Here is a 25,082-nt window from a genome sequence, read left to right as displayed (position 1 = left end):
CCGCTAGAGGGTGAGTGTCCAGGAGCGCAGGGTGCCGACGTCGATCGAGTAGACGTCCTGCACCCGCAGGGTCCAGGTGCCGTCGGCCGCCTCGCCCGAGGCGTCGACGGTGTAGGTCGCGTCGACGTTGTCGGCGCTGTCCGAGCTGCTGCTGTTCTTCAGCCGGTACGCGGTGCCGTCCGGCGCGACCAGGTCGATGACCAGGTCACCGCGGTAGGTGTGCTGGATGTGCACCTCGGCGGTCGAGCCGGCCGAGGCGTTGCGCCCGCAGCCGTTGATCGCGATCGTGCTGGTGACGGCGGCGCCGGCGTCCGGGATGTCGACGGGGGTGGCGTTGCCGGCGGTGCAGCCCGGCGCGCCGTTCACCGTCAGCGTGAAGGTGGTCGAGTGGACGTCGTCGCCCGTACCGGTGATGGTGATGGGGTAGTTGCCGCCCGCGGTCGTCTCGCTGGTGGTCAGGGTCAGTACCGCCGAGGAACCCGTGACGACGGAGGCCGGCTCGAAGGTGGCGGTCGCCCCGCTCGGCAGGCCGCCCGCGGTCAGGGCGACGGTCTGCGCCGCGCCGGCGGTGATCGCGGTGTCGATGGTCGTGGTCAGGGTCTCACCGGCCCGCACCTCGCCCGCCGCCGGTGAGGCCGCGATCGAGAAGTCGTTGCCGGTCACGTTGCAGGTGGCCTCGCCGGTCTGCGCCGGGACGCTGATCGCGGCCCAGGCCGCCTTGACCACGTTGAACTCCGCGCAGCTGCCGGGGTAGAGGTTCTTGGCGGCGGCGAGGGTCGCCGTACGGATGTTGGCGTACTTCCAGGTCGAGGTCTTGGACTGCATGGCGTTGTAGTAGATCTCGCCGGCCTTGCGGATGCCGACACCGGTGACCGTTGTCGAGTTGCACGTCGGCGACGCCTGGCCGCCTTCCGGGGCGGAGCCCTCGGCGGTCAGGTAGAACCAGTGGTTCAGCGGCCCGGCCGCGGCGTGGACCTCGGTCGACGGGATCGACGTCGACCAGCAGTTCGGATCACCTGCGAGGGACGGGTTGTACATGTAACGGATCGGCCCGGCACCGACCAGGTCCACCTCCTCGCCGACCTCGTAGTCCGGCGGGTCCAGCGGGCTGTTGGCGTACGCCTCGGTCAGCGCGCCGAAGATGTCACCGGTGGCCTCGTTGATACCGCCGTTCTCGTTACCGCTACCGGCACCGCCCGGGGTGCTCTGGAAGACCGCGTGGCCCATCTCGTGCGCCACGACGTCGACCGGGGTGGCCTGACGGGTGTTCGCCTGGTTGTGCCCGAAGTTGGTGTAGGTGCCGTTCCAGTACGCGTTCACGTCGGCCAGCCCGACCCGGATCGGCGGAGTGTTCCCGTTGCCCAGGATCCCGTTGCGGCCGAACCAGCCGGAGAGCATGTCGGCCTGACGCTGCGCACCCCACAGCGCGTCGACGCAGGCCGTCTCCAGGTTGGTGCCCGAGCCGGTACCCCACGCGTCGTCCGTGCCGGTGTAGGCGGAGCCGTTCTGACCACCGCACTTCAGGCCCGGCCGGGTCGTGTCGGTCATGGAGTACGAGCCCTCGGTGCCGCTCGTGTCCAGGGCGACCTCGCCGTAGTAGTAGCCGTTGCCGGTGCCCTCGCGCACGTCGTCGACGCGGTCCAGCACGGCGCCGGTCCGCGCGTCGACGAAGACGTGCAGGACGCTGGGCTTCTTGTCGGCCGTACGCCCGGACACGACCGTCTCCCAGGCCAGGCGCGGGGTGGCGACCCAGGCGAGCACGACAAGCTTGGCCGCCCGGGTCTCCTCGACGTCGGCGAGCAGCGCCGCGGACGTGCGTTCGGCGGACTTCGCGGTGACCGTTGCCCGGGCCGGGACGTCGATGGTGGTGCCCTGCGCGACCGCGGTGCCCTTGACGGTGCCGGCGGCGTCGGTCGTGACCACCACGTCGCCGCCGACCACGGGCACGCCCGCGTGCGTACGGGAATAGGTCACGTACCGCAGGCCGCGGGTGCCGCTGACCACGCCGGTGCGGTGCAGTTCGTCCTCGGGTGCCAGCCGCAGCGCCGGCGCGGTCGCGGCGTCGCCGACCAGCCGGTCGGCCGCGGCCGCCGGGTCCGGCGCGGGTGCCCGTACCGGATAGGCGGCCGACGCGGGCGGGGCGGCCCAGGCGGCCCACGCCGCGGTGACGGCCAGTGCGATGGCGGCTCGGGTTCGGCGCACGCTTCACTCCTTCCCTCGCCCCGATCGGGAGCGAGGTCCATGGATAGTGAAGTGAAACCTATTCATAGATGGCCGTGAGTGGAACAGATCATCGGAAACTTCGAATGATGGCAAGAAAGCCGACTTCGTAACGCACTGGTGACGGGCGTCGGGTATGACCCCTTCGCCGGATCGGTCGCTTTGCTGCGCCGCCGGACCCGGGTGCGCCGGTTGGGAACGGCGAAAGGCCTGGTCAGCGACGTGACGGAGGCGAAAGGACGACGCACGGCGGCGGATCGGGGAGGCAGGGTGGAGCCGGACGCGACCGCCGCGCTCCGCCCATCGCCCCAAGGGAGCCGGCATGACCGCCCAGTACCCCGGCGGCCGCCGGCCGCCTCGCCGCGCGCTGCCGGCCCTCGCCGTGCTCGCGCTGCTGGCCGGGTGCGGCACGGACCCCGCCGCGCCGGACCGGGTCGCCGCGCCGCCGTCCGCGCCGCCGCCGTCCGTCGCCGCACCGGCGGTGGCACCTTCCGCGTCCGCCCCGCCGGCCGTCATGAAGGCGGCGGCACCGCGCGGCGGACCCGTGCCGTTCCAGGCGGGCCGGGCGATGCTCGGCTCCTACCTCGCGCTGGACGGGATGTCGCTGGGGGAGAGCCTCGCGCTGCGCCGCCGCCAGCTCGGCCGCGACCAGCGCATCGTGCACGTCTTCTACCCCTGGGACGGGTACGTGCCCTCGTCGGAGCCGGCCGTCGACCGCGCCAGCACGCTGATGGTCTCGTGGCACGGCGCGCCGTACGCCGCCATCAACGACGGCTCGTCCGACCGCAACATCGCCCGGGTCGCCCGCAAGCTGGCCGGGATGAAGCGGCCGATCCTGCTGCGCTGGGGCTGGGAGATGAACGGCGACTGGTTCGAGTGGGACGGCGCGCACAACGGCCGGGACGCCGCCGCGTACGTGAAGGCATGGCGCCGGATGCACCGCATCTTCCGCGAGCAGGGCGCCGGCAACGTCGCCTGGGTCTGGAGCCCGAACTGGAACTCGGCGCCGAACGCGTCCTGGAACCGTTTCCAGCGCTACTACCCCGGCGACGGCTACGTCGACTGGGTTGGCGTCTCCGGCTACGACTTCTACTCCGAGACGCCGAGGACCCTGTTCACCGCCGTCTGCGAGGCGTACGGCAAGCGCAAGCCGATCATCCTCAGCGAGACCGCCGCCGTGGACGGCGGCGCCATCGGCAAGGCGGAGTGGATCGGGAAACTCAAGTCCTGGGTGGAGGACACCCCGGCCGTCGGCGCCGTGGTCTGGTTCGACACCGACACCCAGGAGGACTCCCCGCACGACTTCCGGCCGGACTCCGACCGCGGGACGCTGGCCGCGTACCGGGAGATGGCGCGCAGCGAGCGGTTCTCCGGCTGATCAGGGGGTGCGCCCACCTGGAACATGTGCTGACATGGGTCTCGTGAACGCCTTCGTCGCGGTGCCGCGGCCGTGAGCCGGGCCATCACCGCGGCGTTCGAGGCGGCCGAGGCGGCGGCAAGGGCCGCGGGCGTGGTGGTCCGGCCGGTGTCCGGCCTGGCCGAGCTCGAGTCCCTCGACCGGCTGCTCGCCGGCATCTGGCAGGGCGACGCGGACGGCCCGCTGCTCACCACCGAGCTGCTGCGGGCCCTGGCGAAGTCCGGCAACTACGTGGCCGGCGCGTACGACGGCGACACCCCGGTCGGCGCCGCGGTCGCGTTCTTCTCCGCGCCGGCGAACCGCGAGCTGCACAGCCACATCGCCGGCGTCGGCCCCGCCGGTGCCGGCCGCGGCGTCGGCTTCGCCCTCAAGCTGCACCAGCGCGCCTGGGCCCTGCGGCAGGGCGCCACCGTGATCAGCTGGACCTTCGACCCCCTCGTCGCCCGCAACGCCTACTTCAACCTGGCGAAGCTCGGCGCGGTGCCGGCCGAGTACCTGCCGAACTTCTACGGCGCGATGCACGACCGGATCAACGGCGACGACGACAGCGACCGGCTGCTGGTGTACTGGGATCTCCTCGCGCCCGCGGGCCGGCCGTGCCGCGCGCGACCGGACACCGCGACCGTCGCGCTGGGTCGCGCCCCCGACGGCGGGCCCCTGCCGGGCGCGTCCCTGGCCGGGCAGACGGTGCTGGTGGCGGTGCCCGAGGACGTCGAGGCGCTGCGCCGGGCGGCCGCCGACGTCGCCCGGCGGTGGCGGGTCGCGGTCCGCGACACGCTCACCGCCCTGCTCGGCGACGGCCTGCGGTTCGCCGGCTTCGACCGCGACGGCTGGTACGTGCTCACCCGCGCCCCCGAGGGGCGGCGGCCATGAAGATCGAGGGCGTCGAGCTGCGCCGCGCGAGCATGCCGCTGGTCACCCCTTTCAGGACCTCATTCGGTACGGAGACAGAGCGCGACATTCTGCTGGTGCGGGTGGTCACCGGCGTGGCCGAGGGCTGGGGCGAGTGCGTGGCGATGGCGAGCCCGCGGTACTCGCCCGAGTACGTAGACGCGGTCGCCGACGTGCTGCGCCGCTTCCTGATCCCGGCGCTGGCGGCGGTGCCGCGGCTGGACGCGTACGCGGTGGGGCCGGCGCTCGCCGCGTTCAAGGGCCACCGGATGGCCAAGGCCGCACTGGAGACCGCGGTGCTCGACGCCGAACTGCGCGAGCAGGGCCGCCCGCTCGCCCGCGAGCTCGGCGCCGTGCACGAGCGGGTGCCCTGCGGCGTCTCGGTCGGCATCATGTCGTCGCTCGGTGAGCTGCTCGACGCGGTCGGCGGCTACCTCGACGCCGGCTACCGGCGGATCAAGCTGAAGATCGAGCCGGGCTGGGACGTCGAGCCGGTGCGCGCGGTCCGCGAGCGGTTCGGCGACGACGTGCCGCTGCAGGTGGACGCGAACACGGCGTACACCCTGGCGGACGCGCGGCACCTCGCCCGGCTCGACCCGTTCGGCCTGCTGCTGATCGAGCAGCCGCTGGACGAGGAGGACCTGCTCGGGCACGCCGAGCTGGCGAAGCGGATCGCCACCCCGGTGTGCCTCGACGAGTCGATCACCTCCGCCCGGACGGCGGCCGCGGCCATCGCCCTCGGCGCGGCGGCGATCGTCAACGTCAAGCCCGGCCGGGTCGGCGGCTACCTGGAGGCCCGCCGCATCCACGACGTCTGCGCCGCGCACGGGGTGCCGGTCTGGTGCGGCGGGATGCTCGAGACCGGCCTGGGCCGGGCCGCGAACGTCGCCCTGGCCGCGCTGCCGGGCTTCACCCTGCCCGGCGACACGTCCGCGTCCGACCGCTACTACCGCGCCGATCTCACCGCGCCGTTCGTCCTGAGCGACGGCCACCTGACCGTCCCGACCGGCCCGGGCCTCGGCGTCGAGCCGATCCCGGAGATCCTGCGGGACGTCACCACCGCGACGGAGTGGATCCCGCTGTAGCCCGGGCGCGGAAACTTGTCGGACCCCGTCTCTATGTTCTGCCGCATGGTTTCGGCGGCTTACGCGTATCTCGGCTCCTCGGCACTGGCAGACGGCCTCTGCCTACAGACCTCCGGCGGTCCGGCGGCGCATCCCCGGTTCTTCACCGGGTTCCTGACCGACACCGGCGCCGCGGCGGCCGGCCTGCTGGCGGTCGCCGAGGTCGCCCGCACCCGCTACTTCCGGCCGGTGAGCCCGGCGAGCCTCGACCCGGTCGTGACCGCGGGCTCCGACCGGCTGCGGTTCGAGTCGTTCTCGGGCTGCTGCGGCGTCTACGCCCGCCTCGACGTGCTGCCCGCCGGCCTCGACGGGGAGATCCTCGCCCACGGCACCACGAACGTCGACGTCAACCTGCCGCTGCGCCGCGCGCTCGGCCGCGTCGGCCGCGCCGACCCGCTGCACCTGGCGGTCGGGCCGGACGACCTCACCGTCACGACGTTCGACGGCCCGCTCGTCGAGCGCAAGGTGCCGCTGCCGTCGCGCTGGCTGCGCGGCTTCGCCGAGGCGCAGGTGCTGACCTCCCGCTTCGACCCGCGCGCCGAGCTCGGCATCGCCGAGGCGCGAGCCCTGCTCAACGGGCTGCCGGCCACCGACGGCTCGGTGCTGTGGGCCGTGCCGGCCGGGCGCTCGCTGCGCATCACGTCCCGGCCCGTGCCCGGCGCCGTCTGCCTGCCCGGCGCGGGGCGGCTGGTCGCGCTGCGGCCGCTGCTGCGCCACGCCACCGCGCTGCGGGTCTACGGCCCGCCGGTCGCCGCCGGCAGCGGCCCGGTGGCCAGCACATGGGAGCTCGGCCTGCCGGCCCTGCGGCTGTCGCTGACGCTCTCGCCCGAGCCGCACCGGGGCTTCTCCGGCGAGGGCGCGGTGCTCGAGGCGCTGTCGAGCGACGAGGTCCTCGACGACGCCGACCTGATCAGCGCCCTGCTGTCGTGGGATCCGACGATCGACGTGGACGCGCTCGCGGCCGCGGCGGGCCTCGATTCCGCGCGGGTCCGCGCCGCGCTGACCGCGCTGGGCACGGCGGGGCGGGTCGGCTTCGACGTGGCCGAGGCGGGCTACTTCCACCGCACCCTGCCCTACTCCGCCGATGCCGTGGCGACGATGAACCCCCGGCTAGCCGGCGCCCGGGCGCTGGTCGAGGCCGGCGCGGTGAGCGTCACCGGAGACGTCGCGGCCGTCCGCGGCGTCGCCGCCACCTACCAGGTCCGCCACGTCGACGGCGTCCTCTCCTGCACCTGCCCGTGGTGGGCGGGACACCGGGGGCAGCGCGGGCCGTGCAAGCACGCGCTCGCGGTCCGCCTGGTCCGCGCCGGCGCGGAGGTGACGGCGTGAGCCTCGACTGGGAACCGCTCGACCGGCACATGCAGAAGGCCGAGCACGCCGAGGTGACCGCCCTGCTCCTGGCGGCGACCGAGCAGGAGCGCCTGGCGTCGGCGGCCCGGGTGGAGGCCCGGATCAGGGCGACGCGGGCCGACGACTGGTGGACGCACGGCATCGACCCGGCGGGCGGCTACGCACTCGCCGTGATCGGGTGCATGCCGTCTCCGGCCCGGGCCGCCGCGCTGCTCTGCCGGCGTGACCTGCGCGAGCGGTGGCACGAGATCCCGGTCGACGCGTTCCTGCGGATAGCGCGCGACCGCGAGCTGCCCTGGCTGGGCGACCTCGGCCTGCGGCTGGCCGAGGGCCTGCGGACGCAGGCCCTGTGGGGAGGCGTCTGGTCGTTCGTGTCCGCGGTGCTGCGTGCGGCGGGTGTCATCCCATCGCCCACCGAGGCCGTGCTGCGCGGCTGGCTCAACGAGCTCAGCGACGTCCGGGACCGCGACCACCCGGAGCAGTACACCGACCGGATGCGCGCGCAACCGTTCCTCGACGCGCTGCTGCCGTCGGTGTTCGACATCGACGGGCTCGGCAGCGTCCTCAACACGGGCTACTACCGGATGGGCGTCGGCTGGTGCAACACGCCGCTGTTTCCCGCGGCCGTGGCCCAACTCGTCGCCGAGGGCCGGCTCGACCGCGGACGGATCGCCGCCGCCACCGTCGATCGCCTCGTCCGCGGCGACCGTCCACACCACCTTCGCCCGTTCGTGCTGCTGCACGACGCGCTGGCGCTCACCGTCGACGAGCTCGCCGCGTTCGCTCCCGAGTACGCCCGGCTCCTCCCGGATGCCCCGTCGACGGTCGCCGCCCTCGCCCAGCGCGCCCTGCGCGCCGTCGGCGACGCCGGCCGGCTGGAGCTCGACACGTTGCTTCCCGCGAGCCCGCCCACGCTCCTGCGCAAGGAGAAGAACGTGGTGAAGGCGCAGCTCGCCCTGCTGGACCGGGCCGTTCGCCGCGAGCCGGAGCGCGCCGGCGAGGTGCTCGAGACGGTCGCCGAGGCCTTCGCCCATCCCGCGCTCGACATCCAGGAGCGCGCGCTGACGCTTGTCGACCGGCGGTGCGCGGGGCTTCCCGCGGACACCCGCGCGCGGCTGGCCGAAGCGGCCACCGCCCTCGGCGGCGACCTGCGCGCCCGCGCCGCGGCGACGCTCGGCAGCTCCGCCGGCGACCCGCGCGCCAGCTCGGCGGCGACGTTCGGCAGCTCTGCCGGCGATCTGCGCGCCGGCGCGGCGGCGACGTTCGGCAGCTCTGCCGGCGATCTGCGCGCCGGCGCGGCGGCGACGTTCGGCGGCGCCGCGGCCGAAACGAGTCCGGTGGCCGCCACGACGCCGGCGTTGCCGCCGCCGCCCGCCGAGATGCCGACGCCGATCGCCGACGCCGCCGAACTGGCCGAGGAGGTGGTCGCGCTCCTGCACGGCCAGTCCGCCGTCCGCTGGGAGCGGGTGCTGGCCGGCCTCGTGGCCCGCCGGGCCGCGGGCGAGACCGCCCAGCTCGCCGCCGCGCTGGAGCCGGTGCTCGACGGTCACCCGCACCACTTCACCGAGCACCACTGGGGACACTGGCAGCGGATCGGCCTGCTGGGCGACGCGATCCGCGCCGTCATCGCGCCGGACCGGCACGGCGGCGGCCTGCTCCGCATGATCGCCGGCGTCCGCGCGGCGCATCAGGGCGACGACTCGGCGCTGGCCGCCACGCCCGACGGGATCCTGTCGCTGCGCATCGCCGAGATCTCGGTCCAGGTGGCGAAGGCCCCGGTGCCGATGCTGGTCGCCACGCCGGCGTACGTCAACGGCGGGCTTCCCGCCGAGGTGCTGCTGCAACGGCTGCGGCTGGCCGAGGCGCAGGGTTGGCAGCCGTGGCAGCTGGACCTCGAACAGGCCCTGCTGCGGGTGCCCCGCGACCGCGACGCCGAGGTGACCAGGCGCGCGGGAGAGCTGACCACGCCCGCCGGCCGGGAGTTCGCGCGGTGGCTGACAACGGGTGGCCTGCCGGACCCGGTCAGCACCCGTTTCGAGCAACGGGCCGACGGCAGGAAAGTCTCCGGCTACCGCCCGCCATCCGTGGCACGGCGGGTCGTCGCCAACCTCGAGCCGGTGCGCGACGGCGGGCTGTACCTGGAGAAGCGGCTGGTCCGGCTGGATCACCGGTCCGGAACGGACTACTTCCGGAACGACCTCGTCCCCGACCTGGACGTCCTGACCATGGCGCTGCCGCACCACCGGGAGGTCGTCGCGGCGCGGGCGCTGCTCGGCTTCGCCACCCTCGCGGACGAGAAGGGTCTCAGCGGCGGAAGCTCGTTCCCGCAGCTCGCCGAGGCCTCGGGCCCGATCGGGCCGGCGATGACCCTCGCGCTGGCCTACCTGTGCGGCGCCGGGCACCGATCCGACCGGGCGGCGGCCGTCGACGCGTTCCTGATCCTGGCCGCCCGGGACGAACCGTTCGCGGCCGCGCTCGGTGCGGACCTGGGTGACCTGTGCGGCGACGGCACCGTCAAGCTGAACCGGGTCGTGCTCGCCCTGGCCGACGCGCACGCCGCGGGCGCCTCCGGCTCCGTGTGGGAGACGATCGCCGCGGCCCTTCCGCTGCTGCTGCCCAGGGCGCCGCGCGGGCTGCCCGACCTGCTGGAGCTGGCCACCCGGGTCGCCACCGAGACCGGCGCCCGCGGCGAGATCGAGCGGCTCGCGGAGGCGGCCGCCAAGCCGGGCGGCACGAGGCTGGCCAAGGAGGCGAGGCGCCTACGGACGGTGCTCCGAACCTGAGGCGTGGACGACACCGTCCAGGCCCGGCTGGCTCGGCTGGCCCTCTGGCTCGGCTGGCCCCGCGGTCCGGCGGCGCGCTGGTCCGGCGGCGCGCTGGTCCGGCGGCCCGCTGGTCCGGCGGCCCGCTGGTCCGGCGGGGTCGCCGTCCGCCCATTGACCGCGGCGCGTGTCGGTCAGCCGTTGGGCCGGGACTCGATCGCCTGGAGCGACCAGCTGTTGCCGTCCGGGTCGCGGAAGTGGACGAAGTTCCCCCACTGCTGCACGTCGACCTCGCCGGCCTCCACGCCGGCCTCCAGCAGCTGCTTCCGGGCGGCATGGGCGTCGGGGACCACCACCTGGATCTCCTGGGTGCCCGGCTCCTTCTCGGTGATGCCGGCGCCGATCACGATCGAGCAGGCCGAACCGGGCGGCGTGAGCTGCACGAACCGCAGGCCCTCGTGCACCTGGTGGTCGTGGTCGGCGTCGAAGCCGATCCGCTCGTAGAACGCCTTGGCCCGGTCGATGTCGGTGACCGGCACGGGGATGAGTTCAATCTTCCACGTCGATGTCATGCGCTCATCCTCCGCTCCATTGCGGTCACAATCTGACCGTTGACCCCGGACGACGCCGGTCTTTCGGTTCCGCGTGATGATGCGCCTACCTGGACGGCCGTGCCGGGTCGAGAGAGGGCCAGCGGGCGGCGGCCCAGGCCGGCCAGTCGGGCCAGCCCGGTGGTGGGGCGGGGAGCGGGCCGGCGGCGGTCAGCTCGGCCGCGTCGGGTGCCTCGAACTGGGTTCGCCACTCGTCGATGTCGGCGTCGGTCATCGGGAACGTCGTGTGCGGGGCGGTTGCCTGGCGGTGTGCGATCCGGGCGCGCTGGACGTCCCGGTCGACGGGCAGGTAGATCACCTGGCAGGAGGCACCGGCCGCGGTCGCCAGCCAGCGCAGCGCCGAGCGCTCGTCGCGGCTCCAGAGCCCGAAGTCGAGCACGACGCTGGTGCCCAGTCGCAGCGTTTGCAGCGCCAGCGCGATGAGGCGTCCCTCCAGGAGGTCGCGTTTGCCGTCGGGCTGCGACCCGTCGAAGAGGGAGATCATCCACTCGTCGGGGGTCAGCCGTAGCGCGCGGTGCGCCGCGGCGAGCTCCTCGGCCCGGGTGGTCTTCCCGGCGCCGGGCAGCCCGACGATCAGCATGAGCAGGGCGGGTTCGGAGCCACGATGGAGACGCTGAGACACGGACTTGCCTTCCGGATCACGTAGGACGATCCGGCAGCACACGTGCGGAGGTGGGTGGCTGCCGGCGGGACACCGATCCGGCGGTAGGCCCGGCGTCACGCCGGGCGTCGCGATGACCGCCGGCGCGGGCGGCTCAAGCCCACCTCAGCGAGTCAGGAAGCGACCGCGATACCGCCGCTATGCGGCGTCGCGGATCTGCATGGCAGCGCAGCAACCCATGCCGCCACCCTAGCGGACGATCAGCGCGACGGCGGGGGAGCGGTGCTGTCGCGCCGCACCAGGCGGGTCGGCACCAGGAGCGTGCCCGGGCCCTCCGGCTCGTCGCGGATCTGGCGCAGCAGGCCCTGCACGCAGCGGCGGCCGACCTCCGCGAAGTCCTGGTGCACCGTGGTGAGCGGCGGGATGAACGACGACGAGTCCGGGATGTCGTCGAAGCCGACGATGCTGACGTCGCCGGGTACGGCGCGGCCGTGTTCGTGCAGGGCCCGCAGCACCCCGAGCGCCATCTGGTCGTTGGCGGCGAAGATCGCCGTGCATCCGGGCTCCGCGGCCAGGGCCAGGCCGGCGCGGTAGCCGGAGTCCGCGGACCAGTCGCCGCGGTGCACCGGTGGCACCGGGCGGCCCGATTCCAGCAGGGTCCGGCGCCATGCCTGGGTGCGGCGTTCGGCGGCGAACGACTCGGCCGGGCCGGTCACGTGCCAGACCGTCTCGTGGCCGAGGTCGAGCAGGTGCTGGACGGCCTGGCGTGCGCCGTCGGCCTGGTCGGTGTCGACGACGGGGTAGCGGTCGCCGGCGTCGGAGTCGACGACGACCACCTGTACGCCCGGGGGCAGGGTCAGGTTCGCCGCGTCGAGCAGGTGCACTTCCATGATCACGATGACGCCGTCGACGGCCAGTTCGCCGAGGCGGGTGAAGGCGCCGAGGACGCCGTCCTGGGTGGGCACGGCCACCGGGATCAGCGTGATCGCGTAGCCCTCCTGCGCCGCGTAGCCGGCGATCGCCTCGACCGTGCGGCTGTTGCCGGTGGTGGCGAGCGTGAAGAGGATGACGCCGATGGTGCGGAACTCGCCCAGCTTGAGGGCGCGGGCCGCGCTGTTGGGGCGGTAGCCCAGCTCCTGCATCGCGGCGAGCACCTGGCGGCGGGTCGATTCGACGACGCCCGGGTGTCCGGTGGAGACGCGGGACACCGTCTGTGCGGAGACGCCGGCGAGCCGGGCCACGTCGGCCATGGATACCGCCCGCCCGGTGCGCCGGGTCCGGCCTGCCGTCATCGGCGGCAACTCCTTCTTGACGATCCGCAATCGCGGTGAAACCATCGGCCTCGATGTTAGCGCAAACATACCCGTACGGTGCGTGATGTTTACGCAAACATCGACGAGGGCGGAGGGGTGACACCGTGGACGCGAAGCGGCGGCGGTCCTGGGCGGGCTGGCAGTTCGTCGCGCCGTTCATTGTCGTCTTCGCGCTGGTCTTCCTCGCGCCCATCGCGTACGCGATCTATCTCAGCCTGTTCCGGAACCGGCTGATCGGGGGCAACTCGTTCGTCGGCCTGGACAACTACCGGCAGGCGCTCGCCGACCCCAACTTCTGGTCCGCGCTCGGCCGGGTCTCGCTCTTCCTGGTCGTGCAGGTGCCGGTCATGCTGTTCCTCGCCCTGCTCGTCGCGCTCGCGATCGACAGCGGCCGGCTCTACGGCCGGGACTTCTTCCGGGTCTCGATCTTCCTGCCGTACGCGGTGCCGGCGGTCGTCGCGACCATGATGTGGGGCTTCATGTACGGCTCCCGCTTCGGCCTGATCGGCAACATCAACGAGGCCCTCGGCACGAGCCTGCCGGACCCGCTGGAGCCGAGCTGGGTGCTCGCGTCCATCGCCAACATCGTGACCTGGGAGTTCGTCGGCTACAACATGCTGATCTTCTACTCGGCGCTGCGCACGGTGCCGGGCACGCTCTACGAACAGGCCGAGATCGACGGCGCCGGCGAGTTCCGGATCATCCGGGCGATCAAGCTGCCGGCCATCCGGGGCGCCCTGGTCGTCGCCACCATCTTCTCGGTGATCGGCAGCTTCCAGCTCTTCAACGAGCCGAGCATCCTCCAGAGCCTGGCGCCGAACGCGATCACCACCTACTTCACCCCGAACCTGTACGCGTACTCGCTCTCCTTCTCGGGGCAGCAGTACAACTACTCCGCCACCGTGGCCATCCTGATGGGCGTCATCACCATGGTCATCGCGTACGCCGTGCAGCTGCGCGGCGCGAAGGAGCGCTGAGCGGTGACCCGGCGCCGCCGCAGCCCGGTGCTGACCGCGCTCACCGGGATCGTGCTGATCTACAGCCTGATCCCGCTGGCCTGGCTGGTCATCAACGCCACGAAGACCCAGGACGGGCTGTTCACCTCGTTCGGCCTCTGGTTCGACGACGGGCGCTTCGCGCTCTGGGAGAACATCCGCCTGACGCTCACCTACGACGACGGCATCTTCCTGCGCTGGCTCGGCAACACCGTGCTGTACGTGGTGGCCGGCGCCGGCGGCGCGACGTTCCTCGCCGTGCTCGCCGGCTACGGGCTGGCCAAGTTCGACTTCCCCGGCCGCCGCGCGGTCTTCGTCACCGTCATCGGCGCGGTCGCCGTGCCCGGCACCGCGCTCGCCGTGCCGACGTTCCTGATGTTCAGCCGGCTGGGCCTGACCAACACGCCGTGGTCGGTCATCATCCCGTCGCTGATCACGCCGTTCGGGCTCTACCTGATGTGGACCTTCGCGGCCGAGGCGATCCCGGACGAGATCATCGAGGCCGCGCGGGTCGACGGGGCGAGCGAGGCGCGAACCTTCTTCACCATCTGCGTGCCGATGCTCGCGCCGGGCATCGTCACGGTCCTGCTCTTCAGCATGGTCGCGACCTGGAACAACTACTTCCTTCCGCTGATCATGCTGAAGGACCCGGACTGGTACCCGCTCACCGTCGGGCTCAACGCCTGGAACGGGCAGGCCACCACCGCTGGCGGCACCGCCGTCTTCCACCTCGTCATCACCGGATCGCTCCTGACGATCCTCCCGCTGCTCGCCGCGTTCCTGCTGCTACAGCGGTACTGGCAGTCCGGCCTCGCCGCCGGCAGCGTCAAGCAATAGAAGGGACCCCCCGATGCCCACTCTCACCCGGCGGCGCCTGATAGCGGCAGCCGCGGCCGCAGCGACCGTCCTGGCCCTCTCCGCCTGCGGCGACGACGACAAGGCCGACGGCGGCACTTCCGGCGCGGTCTCCGACGCCGACGTGCAGGCCGCCCTGGAGAAGGGCGGCACCCTGACGGTGTGGGCCTGGGAGCCCACGCTCAAGCAGGTCGTCGAGAAGTTCCAGCAGGCCAACCCCAAGGTCAAAATCAACCTCGTCAACGCCGGTACGGGCAACGACCAGTACACCGCGCTCCAGAACGCGATCGCGGCCGGCTCGGGCGTCCCCGACGTCGCCCAGCTCGAGTACTACGCGCTGCCGCAGTTCGCGCTCGCCAAGTCGGTCACCGACCTGGGCAGGTTCTCGGCCGGGTCGCTCAAGGACACGTTCACCCCCGGCCCGTGGACCTCGGTGCACAGCGGCGACGGCATCTTCGGCCTGCCGATGGACTCCGGCCCGATGGCGCTGTTCTACAACAAGGAGGTCTTCGACAAGCACGGCATCGCGGTGCCGGCGACCTGGGCCGAGTACCTGGACGCCGCCCGCAAGCTGCACCGGGCCGACCCGAAGGCGTACATCACCAGCGACACCGGCGACGCCGGCTTCACCACCAGCATGATCTGGCAGGCCGGCGGCAAGCCGTACAAGGTCGACGGCACCAACGTCACGATCGACTTCTCGGACCCGGGCGCGACCGAGTTCGTGAACGTCTGGCAGACGCTGATCAGCGAGAAGCTGCTGGCGCCGATCGCGGGCTGGAGCGACCAGTGGTTCCAGGGCATCAGCAACGGCTCGATCGCCACCCTGCCCACGGGCGCCTGGATGCCGGCGAACTTCACCTCGAGCGCGCCGAGCGGCGCGGGCAAGTGGCGGGTCGCACCGCTGCCGCAGTGGCAGGCCGGCGCCAAGGCGAGCGCGGAGAACGGCGGCAGCTCACTCGCCATCCCGGAGAAGGCCGCCGACAAGACCCTGGCGTACGCCTTCCTCAAGTACGCCGCCGTCGGTGACGGCGTGCAGATCCGGGTCGACAACGGCGCGTTCCCGGCGACCACCGCGCAGCTGACGTCCCCGGCGTTCCTCGGCGACGAGTTCGAGTACTTCGGCGGCCAGAAGGCCAACGAGATCTTCGCCCAGTCCGCGCAGGCGGTGGTGCCAGGCTGGACGTACCTGCCGTTCCAGGTGTACGCCAACAGCGTCTTCAACGACACCGTCGGCAAGGCGTACGTGTCGCCGACGACCCTCGCCGACGGCCTCAAGGCGTGGCAGGACCAGTCCGCCAAGTACGGCACCGAGCAGGGCTTCACCGTCAAGTGAGCCCCACACCACACCGCTGGCTGCGCCGGACCGACCCCGCGGCCGCGCCCCGGCTGGAGTACGGCGCGGACTACAACCCGGAGCAGTGGCCGCGCTCCACCTGGGACGACGACGTGGCGGCCATGCGGGCCGCCGGGGTCACCGTCGTCTCGCTCGCGATCTTCTCGTGGGCGCTCCTGGAGCCGGCCGAGGGCGAGCACGACTTCGGCTGGCTCGACGAGGTGATGGATATGCTGCACGCGGGCGGCATCGCGGTCGACCTGGCCACGGCGACGGCGTCCCCGCCGCCGTGGCTGACTGCGAAGCACCCCGAGATCCTGCCCGTCGACCGGCACGGCGCGACCGTGTGGCCGGGCGGCCGCCAGCACTGGCGGCCGACCTCGCCGGTCTTCCGCGCGCACGCGCTGCGCCTGGTACGCACGATGGCCGGGCGCTACCGCGAGCACCCGGCGCTGACCGCGTGGCACATCTCCAACGAGCTGGGCTGCCACAACGTCTACGACTACTCCGAGGACGCCGCCGCCGCGTTCCGCGTCTGGCTCAGGGCCCGCTACGGCGACCTGGCCGCGCTGAACGCGGCCTGGGGCACCGCGTTCTGGTCGCAGCACTACGGCGACTGGCAGCAGATCCTGCCGCCCCGGCAGGCGGCGACACACCCCAACCCGACCCAGCAGCTCGACTTCAAGCGCTTCTCCTCCGACGCGCTCAAGGACTACCTGCGCGCCGAGCGGGCGGTGCTGCGCGAGCTCACCCCGGACGTGCCGGCCACCACCAACTTCATGGTCATGGGCGACCAGAAGGCGATGGACTACGCGGACTGGGCGGCCGAGATCGACTTCGTCTCCAACGACCACTACGTGCGGCGCGGCCCGCGGGCCCTCGACGAGCTCTCCTTCTCGGCCAACCTCACCGGCCACCTCGCCGGCGGACGGCCGTGGTTCCTGATGGAGCACTCCACCGGCGCGGTGAACTGGCAGCCGGTCAACGTGGCGAAGAAGCCCGGCGAGCTGGCCCGCGACTCGCTGACCCACGTGGCGCACGGCGCGGACGCGGTCTGCTTCTTCCAGTGGCGCCAGTCCGCGGCCGGCGCCGAGAAGTACCACTCGGCGATGCTGCCGCACGCCGGGCGCGACACAGAGGTGTTCCGGTCGGTGGTCGCGCTCGGCGACACGCTGCGGCGGCTGGCCCCGGTCTCGGGTACGGCGCGGCGCCCGGCCCGGGCGGCGATCGTCTTCGACTGGACGTCGTGGTGGGCCAGCGAGCAGGACTCGCACCCGACCGACCGGCTGCGCTACCGCCAGGAGGCCCTCGACTGGTACTCGGCCTTCCTCGACCTGGGCGTACGCGCGGACGTGGTGCCCGTCGCGGCCGACCTGTCCGGTTACGACCTGGTGGTCGCGCCGGTGCTGCACGTCGTCCCGGCCGCGCTCGCCGACCGGCTGCGGGCGTACGCGCACGGCGGCGGGCACCTGGTGACCACCTACTTCTCCGGCATCGTCGACGAGCACGACCACGTCTGGCTCGACGGCTACCCGGGGCCGCTGCGCGAGCTGCTCGGCATCCGCGTCGAGGAGTTCGCGCCGCTGCCCGACGACGAGCGGGCCGAGCTCGACAACGGCCTGACCGGCACCCTCTGGACCGACCGGCTCACGGTCACCGGCGCGGACGTCGAGGTGCTGGCCTCGTACTCCGACGGTGGCCCGGCCATCACCCGCCGGCCGGCCGGTGCGGGCTCGGCCGCGTACGTCTCGACCCGGCTCGGGCCGGACGGCCTGGCGCCGGTGCTCGGCGAGCTGTTGGTCCGCGCCGGGATCGGCAGCGAGCTCCCGGTCGCGCTGCGCGGCCGGGTGGAGCTCGCGGTCCGTGGTGACTTCTGGTTCCTGATCAACCGCACGGCCGGGCCGGTCGAGCTGGCCGGCCTGGACGGCGAGCCGCTGCACGGCTCGGCGGCGCTGCTCGAGCCCGGGGGAGTGGCGGTCCTGCGCCGCCCGGAGTGACCCGGAGATTTTCTTCGCCCGGCTGGCAACCTTTCCGGCCACACGGGCAACTGAGGGGGCAAGTGATCCGCGGGGAGGCCGTTCCATCAGGACCTCAACCGGCCTCCCCGCGGGTACCTGGCCGCCGTCCCCCAACCACAAATGAACCCCGGCTGCTCCGGTTCCGTTATCCCCGACAGCCGGGGTAGCCGGTCTCCACCCGTACGACAGGAAGGACCGTGTGAGGGACACCGATCACGAGCGCGCCTTCCGGCGGTTCTTCGAGCAGCACCACGCGGACCTGTCGCGGCTCGCCTATCTGGTCACGGGCGACTCCGGCGTGGCCGACGACCTGGCGGCGGACGCGTTCCTGGAGGTGTGGCGGCACTGGGAGCGGGTCGAGGCCGCCGACAGCCCGATCGCGTACGCCCGCGGCATCCTGGCCAACCTGGCCCGCCAGTGGATCAAGCGGCAGACCCGGGAGCGGCTGGGCCTGCTCGGCCTCGGCCTGCTGCGCCGTGACCGGGCCGAGCCCGACACGCCCGCGGTCCTCGACGTCCGGGCGGCCCTGCGCCACCTGCCGCTGCGCCGCCGCGAGTGCGTGGTGCTGCGGTACGCGTTCGACGTGCCGGAGCGGGAGGTCGCCGAGATCCTCGGCATCTCCGTCGGCGCGGTGAAGAGCCTGACCTCGCGGGGCGCGGCCCAGCTGAGCGAGTACCTGAAGCAACTGCCAGTGACGACGGGAGGACTGAGTGCGACGGCTTGACGAGCACGACCTCCGCTTCGTGCTGCGCGAGGAGGCGGAACGGCACCGGCCGGACCGCGGGGCGATGCTGGACCGGATCGCCCGCGGCCGCGCGGAGCGGGAACCCGCCCTGAGGGACCGCCTCGTCGCCCTGCTGCGGCCGGCGGCCGCGGCGCTCGCGGTGGCGGTGGTGCTCATGCTGGGCATCGCCGGCGTGCGCCTCGCCGACGGAGGCGGGCCGGACGGCGCGCCGGTGGCCGCCCCGACGCCCGTCGCGCCGACCGGTCCGGCGCCGGCCACGACGCCGGCGGCGCCCCCGCGGGCGTCGACGAGCAGCGGCACCGCCACGAAGACGAAGAAGCCGCCGCCGGCCCAGCCCGGCCGGGACGGCTTCCTGTCCTCGGCGGGCACCGTCGATCCGAACACCACCGACTACTGGGCGCAGGGCACCGTGGTGATCGAGAACACCAGGACCCTGACCGCGCTGGAGGTCACGGTCAACGTGGCGATGACGCCGGGCCTGGCCGAGGCCGGCCGGTTCAGCACGGTGGCGGGCAACCTGCTGACCGCCACCAGCAGCCGCAAGGACGACCTTCTGGTGTTCCGCTTCACCCTGGTCAAGGGCGCGGTGCTCGCGCCGGGGCGCTACACCTTCGCGGTGCAGTTCAACCACGCACCGGGCCGGCGCTCCGCGGCGGGCGACACCTACTCCGCCGAGGCCACCGCGGGCGGCCGGGACGCACAGGTCACGGGGGTGTTCACGGCCGGCTGACCCGGTCGCCGCAGACCCGGTCGCGGCCGCTGCGCTTGGCGGCGTAGAGGTTGCGGTCGGCCGCGGCCAGCACCGCGCCGGCGGTCGGGCCGGGTCCGGTGACGGTCGTGATGCCGATGCTGCACGTCACCGGCAGCTCGCGGGTGACCGGCGTCCAGTCGTGCCCGGCGACGGCCATGCGGATTCGCTCCGCGGCGATCCAGGCCGCGGCCTCGTCCGCCCCGGGCAGCACGACGACGAACTCCTCGCCGCCGAGCCGGGCGACCACGGCGTCGCCGGGCGCGGCATCGGTGAGCAGGCCGGCGAAGCGCCGCAGCACCACGTCACCGGTCGCGTGCGACAGCGTGTCGTTGATCCGCTTGAAGTGGTCCAGGTCGATCAGCGCGACCGAGACCGGCCCGGCCGTGGCGACCGCCTCGAGCGCCGCCGGCAGCTCCTCGTCGACGTGGCGCCGGTTGTGGAGGCCGGTGAGCGCGTCGCGGTGCGCCAGCTCGCGGAACTCGTCGGTGGCCCGGCGCGCCTGCTCGGCCTCGTACACCGCCTGGAGCGCCCGGGAGCGTGCGTCCTGCTCCGCGGAGGTGAGCACCTGCGTCTCGGCGTGGAAGCGGCGGTACTCCTCGAACGCCTCCTGGTAGCGCCCGGCGGCGGCGTACACGAGGGCCTGCTGCTCGCGGGCCCGGGCCTGCTGGCCGGCCAGGTCGTGCTCGGCGCACAGCAGAAGGGCCCGGTCCAGCAGTTCCTGGGCGCGGGCGATGTCGCCGAGTTCGCGCTGGGCCTCGGCGGCGGTGAGCAGGGCCTCCTCGATCGTGTCGCCGCCGTCGTCGAGCAGCTGCGGCGGTGCGTCGTCGGCGAGGACGGGCGCGAGGATGGCCTCCACGTCGGCGTGCCGGCCGGCGAGCATGGCCAGCCGGGCGAGGGTGTCCAGGACGGTGCCGGTCAGCGGCTCTCCGGTGCTCTCGGAGGTCGCCCACAGCTGCTGCTCGATGTCCTCCGCGGCCTGCAGGTCGCCTCGCTCGTACGCGGAGTAGGCGATGTTGTTGAGCAGCTTGATCGCCAGCCGCCCGTCGCGGTTGGCGGCCGCGATGACCAGCGCCTCCTCGAAGACGCGCACGGCCTCCTCCTGCGAGCCCGTCTCGTCGAGCAGCACGGCCAGGCACATCAGGTGCCGGGCACGCAGCGGCGACGGCACGTCCTCGGAGGTGTGCGACATGCACTGCACGGCGTGTTCCAGCCCGGTGGCGTTGTCGCCGAGCTGGCGGAAGAAGATCGACATCGCGCGGTGGCAGCGGGCCAGCAGATAGTCGTCGCCCAGCCCGGCGGCCTCGCGGTGTACCTGGTGCACGATGCGCCCACCGGCCACCGTCTCGCCGTCGCGCAGCATGGCGGTGGCGCCGACGAGCCGGGCCCGCAGCACGAGGTCGGCGCGGTCGAGGAGGGTGGCCTCCCGCTCGACGCGCTGCGCCGCGGCCACGTCCGGCGGGTGGGACGGCAGGTCGCCGTTCTCGAGGTTCAGCAGCTCCTCGGCCAGGCGGTCCGCGTAGGCCGGCGCGTGTGTGGTGGTCACGATGCTCCTGAGGGTGGGCAGGTTCCCAGATTCGCGGCGACCGGGTGCGTGACCGGTGTGGTCACGGGAGCGGACGGGTTGCGGCCCGGCCCGGGGGGACGGGCCGGGCCGCAGGGGCGGGTGACGGGGTCAGGCGGCCGCGCAGGCCGGGGTCGGCGCGGTGTTGGTGCCGGTCGAGCCGGCGGTGAAGCCCCAGCTGGTGCTGCCACGGGCCGGCACCGAGCCGTTGTACGGCATGTTGCGGGCCGTGATGGCCGAGCCGGACGACGTGACCGAGGCGTTCCAGGTGTTGGTGAACTGCTGGCCGCTGGGCCAGGTCCAGGTCACGGTCCACGAGGTGATCGCCGTGCCGCCGGCGGTGACGGTCACCGCGCCCTGGAAGCCGCTGCCCCAGGAGCCGGTCACCGCGTAGGTGGCCGTGCAGGTCCGGCCGGCGGGCGGCGAGGTCGGCGGTGAGGTGGGCGGTGAGGTCGGAGGCGAAGTCGGGGGAGTGGTCGGCGGGGTGGTGGGCTGGGTGCCGCCGTACACGGTCGCCTCGCGGGAGGTCGCCTTGATGCCGTTGGCGCCGTTGAACAGCCGCTGGCCCCAGGAGGTCAGCGCGCTCGCGGAGAAGTTCGTGACCAGGTCCAGGTACTCGACGCCGCCGCCGTTGCCGCTCCAGGACCAGCCGAGGTAGCCGATGCCCCGCGACTGTGCGGTGGCCAGGATGGTGTCCTCGTCGGGGTCGCCGTCGGAGTGGTTGTGGCCGAACTCGCCGACCACGATCGGCAGCCCGGCCGTGATGAACCGGCCCAGGTAGTCGTTGATCTCCGCGGCGGTGTCGAAGACGCCGTACATGTGGATCGAGAAGATCGTGTTGCGCTGCGGATCGGTGGCGAAGACCGAGGCGGCGTTGTCGCGCATCGTGAATTGCCAGTCCTGGCCCCAGTTCGGCGCGTCCACCATGATCGAGTGCTCGAAGCCGGCGGCACGCAGCCGGGTGATCGCGTTCTTGGTGTCCGCGACCCACGCCGCCGCGTTGGTGTTGCCGTACGGCTCGTTGCCGATGTTCAGGATGACGTAGCGCTCCTGCCCGGCGAGCGCGCTCTTGATGCTGATCCAGTAGTCGACCGCCTGGGCGAGGGTCGCGGCGCCGCTCTGCTCGCCGTACCCGGTGGTGTCGTGCGCCTCCAGCACGCAGATCAGCCGGTTCGCCTTGCACTGGGTGATCACGGCGGACACGTTCGCGGCGTTGTCCGGTCCCCAGCGCTGTCCGCTGCCGAGCACGATGCGGACCGTGTTGGCGCCGAGCGCCTTGATGTCGGCCAGCGCCTGGGGTGTGCGGTCCTGGTACCAGGTGTGCGCGTGGTTCACCCCGCGCATCACGAAGTTGTTGCCGTTGGCCTCCAGGATGCGGCTGCCGCTGACGGTGAAGCCGGCGGCGGCCTGCGCCGGCTGCGCCGCGACGGCGACCACGCCGGTCACCGCGACCACCAGGGCGGCCAGGCCGCCGAACAGTCTGCGTCGTCTCACGGGTGTCCTCCTCGGGCGGCGCACGCGGCGCCGGTCGTTGCGGGTGAGTGACGGTCACGCCGATGGCGGGTGCGGAGTCGCGCGGGTGGGTCGGCGGGGGGTGACGGCGCCGTCCCGGTCCTCCATCGGTTCGGGAGCGCTCCCACGATGGATTGACAGGCGTCTTTCTACCTACTCGGTTCAGTTGTGTCAACACGCAGGAAACCTTCTCGTGACATCGAAATGTTTCGAGCTCTTGACAACCAAATGACGGCGGGCCACATTCATGGGAGCGCTCCCATGAGAGACGTCCGTCGATGGCGCTTCCCCCGGCGCCGTGACGTGCTCGGAGAGGAATCCCTTTGCGACGCCCATACATCACCCTGGCGGTCGCCGCACTGCTGGTCGGTGCGACGACCTTCGTGGCGCAGGCGGCCGGCCGTCCTCCGGCCGCCGGTGCCGCCGCGGTCGCGGCCGCCGACACGTACGCCTGGAAGAACGTGCGTATCGACGGCGGCGGCTTCGTGCCCGGCCTGATCTTCAACCGCGCCGAGAAGAACCTGATCTACGCGCGCACCGACATCGGCGGCGCGTACCGCTGGAATCAGGCCGGTCAGAACTGGGTGCCGCTGCTGGACTGGGCCGGCCAGGACAACTGGGGCTACAACGGAGTGCTCAGCATCGCCACCGACCCGGTCGCGCCCGACCGGGTCTACGCGGCCGTCGGCATGTACACGAACAGCTGGGATCCCAACAACGGCGCCATCCTGCGCTCCACCAACCGCGGCGCGAGCTGGCAGGTCACCCGCCTGCCGTTCAAGAACGGCGGCAACATGCCGGGCCGCGGCATGGGCGAGCGGCTGGCCGTCGACCCGCACGACAACAGCCACGTCTTCTTCGCCGCCGAGGGCGGCAACGGCCTGTGGCGCAGCACCGACTACGGCGCCACCTGGGCGAAGGTCACCGCGTTCCCCAACGCCGGCAACTACGTGCAGGATCCCGCCGACACCAACGGCTACCTGAGCCAGAACCAGGGCCTGACCTGGGTGACCTTCGACGACGTGACCCGCGACGTCTACGTCGGCGTCGCCGACAAGGCGAACCCGGTCTACCGCTCCACCGACGGCGGCGTCACCTGGTCCCGCATCGCCGGGCAGCCGACCGGCTACCTGGCGCACAAGGGCGTGCTGGACTCGGTCAACCACTACCTGTACATCGCCACCAGCGACACCGGCGGCCCGTACGACGGGGGCAAGGGCCAGGTCGCGCGGTACAACACGGTGACGGGTGAGTGGACCGACGTCAGCCCGGTCAAGCTCAGCGCCGGCGACGACCTCTACTTCGGATACTCCGGCCTGACCGTCGACCGGCAGAAGCCCGGGACGCTGATCGTCGCCACCCAGATCTCCTGGTGGCCCGACGCGATCTTCTTCCGCAGCACCGACAGCGGGGCGACCTGGACGCGGATCTGGGACTGGAACGGCTACCCGAGCCAGACCAAGCGTTACACGATGGACATCTCGGCGAATCCTTGGCTGGACTTCAACACCAACCCGCAGCCGCCCGAGGCGACACCCAAGCTCGGCTGGATGAACGAGTCCGTCGAGATCGACCCGTTCGACTCCAACCGGATGCTCTACGGCACCGGCGCCACCGTCTACGCCACCACCCAGCTCACCAACTGGGACAGCAACACCACGTTCACCATCCGGCCGATGGCCAAGGGGCTCGAGGAGACCGCGGTCCTCGACCTGGCCAGCCCGCCGTCGGGCGCCCCGCTGGTCAGCGCCCTCGGCGACATCGGCGGCTTCCACCACGCCGACCTCGACGCGGTGCCGGCGACCTTCCACGACCAGCCGAGCCTGGGCAGCAACACCAGCCTCGACTTCGCCGAGCTGAACCCGCAGGTCTTCGTGCGGGTCGGCAACGCCGACGCGGCGCCGCACATCGGCGTCTCCAGCGACGGCGGCAAGAACTGGTACGCGGGCCAGGAGCCCGCCGGCGTCACCGGCGGCGGCTCGGTGGCCGTCTCGGCCGACGCCAACGCGGTGGTCTGGGCGCCGGCCGGCGCCCAGGTGCACTACTCCACCACCCGCGGCAGCTCGTGGACCCTGTCGACGGGCCTGCCTGCCGGCGCGAAGGTGGAGAGCGACCGGGTCAACCCCAAGACCTTCTACGGGTACGCGGCGGGCAAGTTCTACCGCAGCACCGACGGCGGGGTCACCTTCACCGCCTCGGCCGCCGCGATGCCCTCGACCGGCCGGGTCAACTTCCACGCCGTGCCCGGCAAGGCCGGCGACGTCTGGCTGGCCGGCGAGACCGGGCTGCTGCACTCCACCGACTCGGGCGCCACCTTCGCGGCGGTGGCCGGAGTGACCGCGGGCATCAACGTCGCCTTCGGCAAGGCGGCGCCGGGCGCCGCGTACCCCGCGGTCTTCCTGGTCGGCACCGCCGGCGGCGTGGCGGGCGTGTTCCGCTCCGACGACGGCGGCGCCTCCTGGGTGCGGATCAACGACGACGCGCACCAGTACGGCAACGCGGGCGACGCGCTCGCCGGCGACCCCCGGGTGTACGGCCGCGTCTACCTCGGCACCAACGGCCGCGGCATCCTCTACGCCGACCGCCTGGGCGGCACGACCTCGCCGTCGCCGAGCCCGTCCACCTCCTCGCCGTCACCGTCCCCGTCGGTCTCGTCGCCGTCCCCCTCGCCGTCCACGCCGGCACCCGCCTCGGGCTGCGCGGCGACCTACCGGATCACCGGGTCCTGGCAGGGCGGCTTCCAGGGCGAGGTGACCGTCAGGAACACCGGCACCGCGGCGACCAAGTCCTGGACCGTCGGCTGGACCTTCACCGCCGGGCAGACCCTGTCCCAGGTGTGGGGCGGCACCGGCGGACAGAGCGGCACCGCGGTCACCGTCCGCGACGCCGGCTGGAACGGTGCCGTGGCACCGAACGCCACCGCCACGCTCGGCTTCATCGCCTCGTGGACCGGCAGCAACCCCGTCCCCGCGCCGATCTCCTGTGCGGCCACGTCATGACCCTCCCCACCCCCAGGAAGG

General features: G+C 72.9%; 18 protein-coding genes. 12 read left to right on the top strand and 6 right to left on the bottom strand.

Going from position 1 to position 25,082, the window contains the following annotated elements; genetic code table 11:
* Window positions 1-3: 3 nt before the first annotated feature.
* On the bottom strand, window positions 4-2,202 hold the full coding sequence (locus tag BJ971_RS20155; RefSeq protein WP_203709176.1) for a M4 family metallopeptidase: 2,199 nt from the start codon (window positions 2,200-2,202) through the stop codon (window positions 4-6).
* Between the two features lie 340 nt (window positions 2,203-2,542).
* Between BJ971_RS20155 and BJ971_RS20150 the strand changes: the two genes are divergently transcribed.
* The 5 genes from BJ971_RS20150 to BJ971_RS20130 all read left to right on the top strand — a co-directional run bounded on the left by BJ971_RS20150 (window position 2,543) and on the right by BJ971_RS20130 (window position 9,785).
* Window positions 2,543-3,598 (top strand): glycoside hydrolase family 26 protein, encoded by a 1,056-nt coding sequence (locus BJ971_RS20150; protein ID WP_184994803.1) that lies wholly within the window; start codon window positions 2,543-2,545, stop codon window positions 3,596-3,598.
* A gap of 72 nt (window positions 3,599-3,670) precedes the next feature.
* The gene (locus tag BJ971_RS20145; RefSeq protein WP_239087265.1) at window positions 3,671-4,510 is read left to right on the top strand and encodes a GNAT family N-acetyltransferase; all 840 of its coding nucleotides are present in this window, start codon (window positions 3,671-3,673) and stop codon (window positions 4,508-4,510) included.
* A complete protein-coding gene (gene menC / locus BJ971_RS20140; protein ID WP_184994802.1) occupies window positions 4,507-5,613 on the top strand; it encodes an o-succinylbenzoate synthase in 1,107 nt (368 codons plus the stop codon). The genes BJ971_RS20145 and menC overlap by 4 nt, the downstream gene beginning before the upstream one ends.
* A gap of 45 nt (window positions 5,614-5,658) precedes the next feature.
* A complete protein-coding gene (locus BJ971_RS20135; protein ID WP_184994801.1) occupies window positions 5,659-6,981 on the top strand; it encodes an SWIM zinc finger family protein in 1,323 nt (440 codons plus the stop codon).
* The gene (locus BJ971_RS20130) at window positions 6,978-9,785 is read left to right on the top strand and encodes a DUF6493 family protein (RefSeq protein WP_184994800.1); all 2,808 of its coding nucleotides are present in this window, start codon (window positions 6,978-6,980) and stop codon (window positions 9,783-9,785) included. Before BJ971_RS20135 ends, BJ971_RS20130 begins: the two co-directional genes overlap by 4 nt.
* Before the next feature lie 173 nt (window positions 9,786-9,958).
* Here the strand turns inward: BJ971_RS20130 and BJ971_RS20125 are convergent, their stop codons facing one another.
* The 3 genes from BJ971_RS20125 to BJ971_RS20115 form a co-directional block, all read right to left on the bottom strand.
* Window positions 9,959-10,336: a VOC family protein gene (locus tag BJ971_RS20125; protein ID WP_184994799.1), complete on the bottom strand. Its 378-nt coding sequence runs from the start codon at window positions 10,334-10,336 to the stop codon at window positions 9,959-9,961.
* An 85-nt stretch (window positions 10,337-10,421) separates the two neighbouring features.
* The gene (locus BJ971_RS20120; protein ID WP_239087264.1) at window positions 10,422-10,997 is read right to left on the bottom strand and encodes a P-loop nucleotide/nucleoside kinase family protein; all 576 of its coding nucleotides are present in this window, start codon (window positions 10,995-10,997) and stop codon (window positions 10,422-10,424) included.
* 239 nt (window positions 10,998-11,236) lie between these two features.
* Window positions 11,237-12,313 carry a LacI family DNA-binding transcriptional regulator gene (locus tag BJ971_RS20115; protein WP_239087263.1) on the bottom strand — a complete coding sequence of 359 codons (1,077 nt, stop codon included), beginning with the start codon at window positions 12,311-12,313 and terminating at the stop codon, window positions 11,237-11,239.
* Window positions 12,314-12,393: 80 nt separating this feature from the next.
* Here BJ971_RS20115 and BJ971_RS20110 point away from each other — a divergent pair, with 80 nt between their 5' ends.
* From BJ971_RS20110 to BJ971_RS20085, 6 genes are all read left to right on the top strand, one after another.
* Entirely contained in the window at window positions 12,394-13,266 is an 873-nt protein-coding gene (locus tag BJ971_RS20110; RefSeq protein ID WP_184994798.1) for a carbohydrate ABC transporter permease, read from the top strand.
* Window positions 13,267-13,269: 3 nt separating this feature from the next.
* Window positions 13,270-14,121, top strand: a complete 852-nt coding sequence (locus BJ971_RS20105) for a carbohydrate ABC transporter permease (RefSeq protein WP_184994797.1) — start codon at window positions 13,270-13,272, stop codon at window positions 14,119-14,121.
* A 13-nt stretch (window positions 14,122-14,134) separates the two neighbouring features.
* Window positions 14,135-15,475: an ABC transporter substrate-binding protein gene (locus BJ971_RS20100; RefSeq protein WP_184994796.1), complete on the top strand. Its 1,341-nt coding sequence runs from the start codon at window positions 14,135-14,137 to the stop codon at window positions 15,473-15,475.
* On the top strand, window positions 15,472-17,472 hold the full coding sequence (locus BJ971_RS20095; RefSeq protein WP_184994795.1) for a beta-galactosidase: 2,001 nt from the start codon (window positions 15,472-15,474) through the stop codon (window positions 17,470-17,472). The genes BJ971_RS20100 and BJ971_RS20095 overlap by 4 nt, the downstream gene beginning before the upstream one ends.
* A 220-nt stretch (window positions 17,473-17,692) precedes the next feature.
* The gene (locus BJ971_RS20090; RefSeq protein WP_184994794.1) at window positions 17,693-18,217 is read left to right on the top strand and encodes a SigE family RNA polymerase sigma factor; all 525 of its coding nucleotides are present in this window, start codon (window positions 17,693-17,695) and stop codon (window positions 18,215-18,217) included.
* The gene (locus BJ971_RS20085) at window positions 18,204-18,968 is read left to right on the top strand and encodes a hypothetical protein (RefSeq protein WP_184994793.1); all 765 of its coding nucleotides are present in this window, start codon (window positions 18,204-18,206) and stop codon (window positions 18,966-18,968) included. The genes BJ971_RS20090 and BJ971_RS20085 overlap by 14 nt, the downstream gene beginning before the upstream one ends.
* Here BJ971_RS20085 and BJ971_RS42200 read toward each other — a convergent pair.
* Together BJ971_RS42200 and BJ971_RS20075 are read right to left on the bottom strand one after the other, a co-directional pair.
* On the bottom strand, window positions 18,955-20,532 hold the full coding sequence (locus tag BJ971_RS42200; RefSeq protein ID WP_184994792.1) for a tetratricopeptide repeat-containing diguanylate cyclase: 1,578 nt from the start codon (window positions 20,530-20,532) through the stop codon (window positions 18,955-18,957). The two genes, BJ971_RS20085 and BJ971_RS42200, sit on opposite strands and share 14 nt — an antisense overlap.
* 129 nt (window positions 20,533-20,661) lie before the next feature.
* Entirely contained in the window at window positions 20,662-22,044 is a 1,383-nt protein-coding gene (locus BJ971_RS20075) for a cellulase family glycosylhydrolase (RefSeq protein WP_239087262.1), read from the bottom strand.
* A 341-nt stretch (window positions 22,045-22,385) separates the two neighbouring features.
* Between BJ971_RS20075 and BJ971_RS20070 the strand changes: the two genes are divergently transcribed.
* Window positions 22,386-25,061 carry a cellulose binding domain-containing protein gene (locus BJ971_RS20070; protein ID WP_275411360.1) on the top strand — a complete coding sequence of 892 codons (2,676 nt, stop codon included), beginning with the start codon at window positions 22,386-22,388 and terminating at the stop codon, window positions 25,059-25,061.
* Window positions 25,062-25,082 lie beyond the last annotated feature (21 nt).

Origin of the sequence: Amorphoplanes digitatis, from assembly GCF_014205335.1 — a bacterium.
Classification (GTDB): domain Bacteria; phylum Actinomycetota; class Actinomycetes; order Mycobacteriales; family Micromonosporaceae; genus Actinoplanes; species Actinoplanes digitatus.
This window is presented reverse-complemented; position numbering and strand designations above follow the sequence as displayed.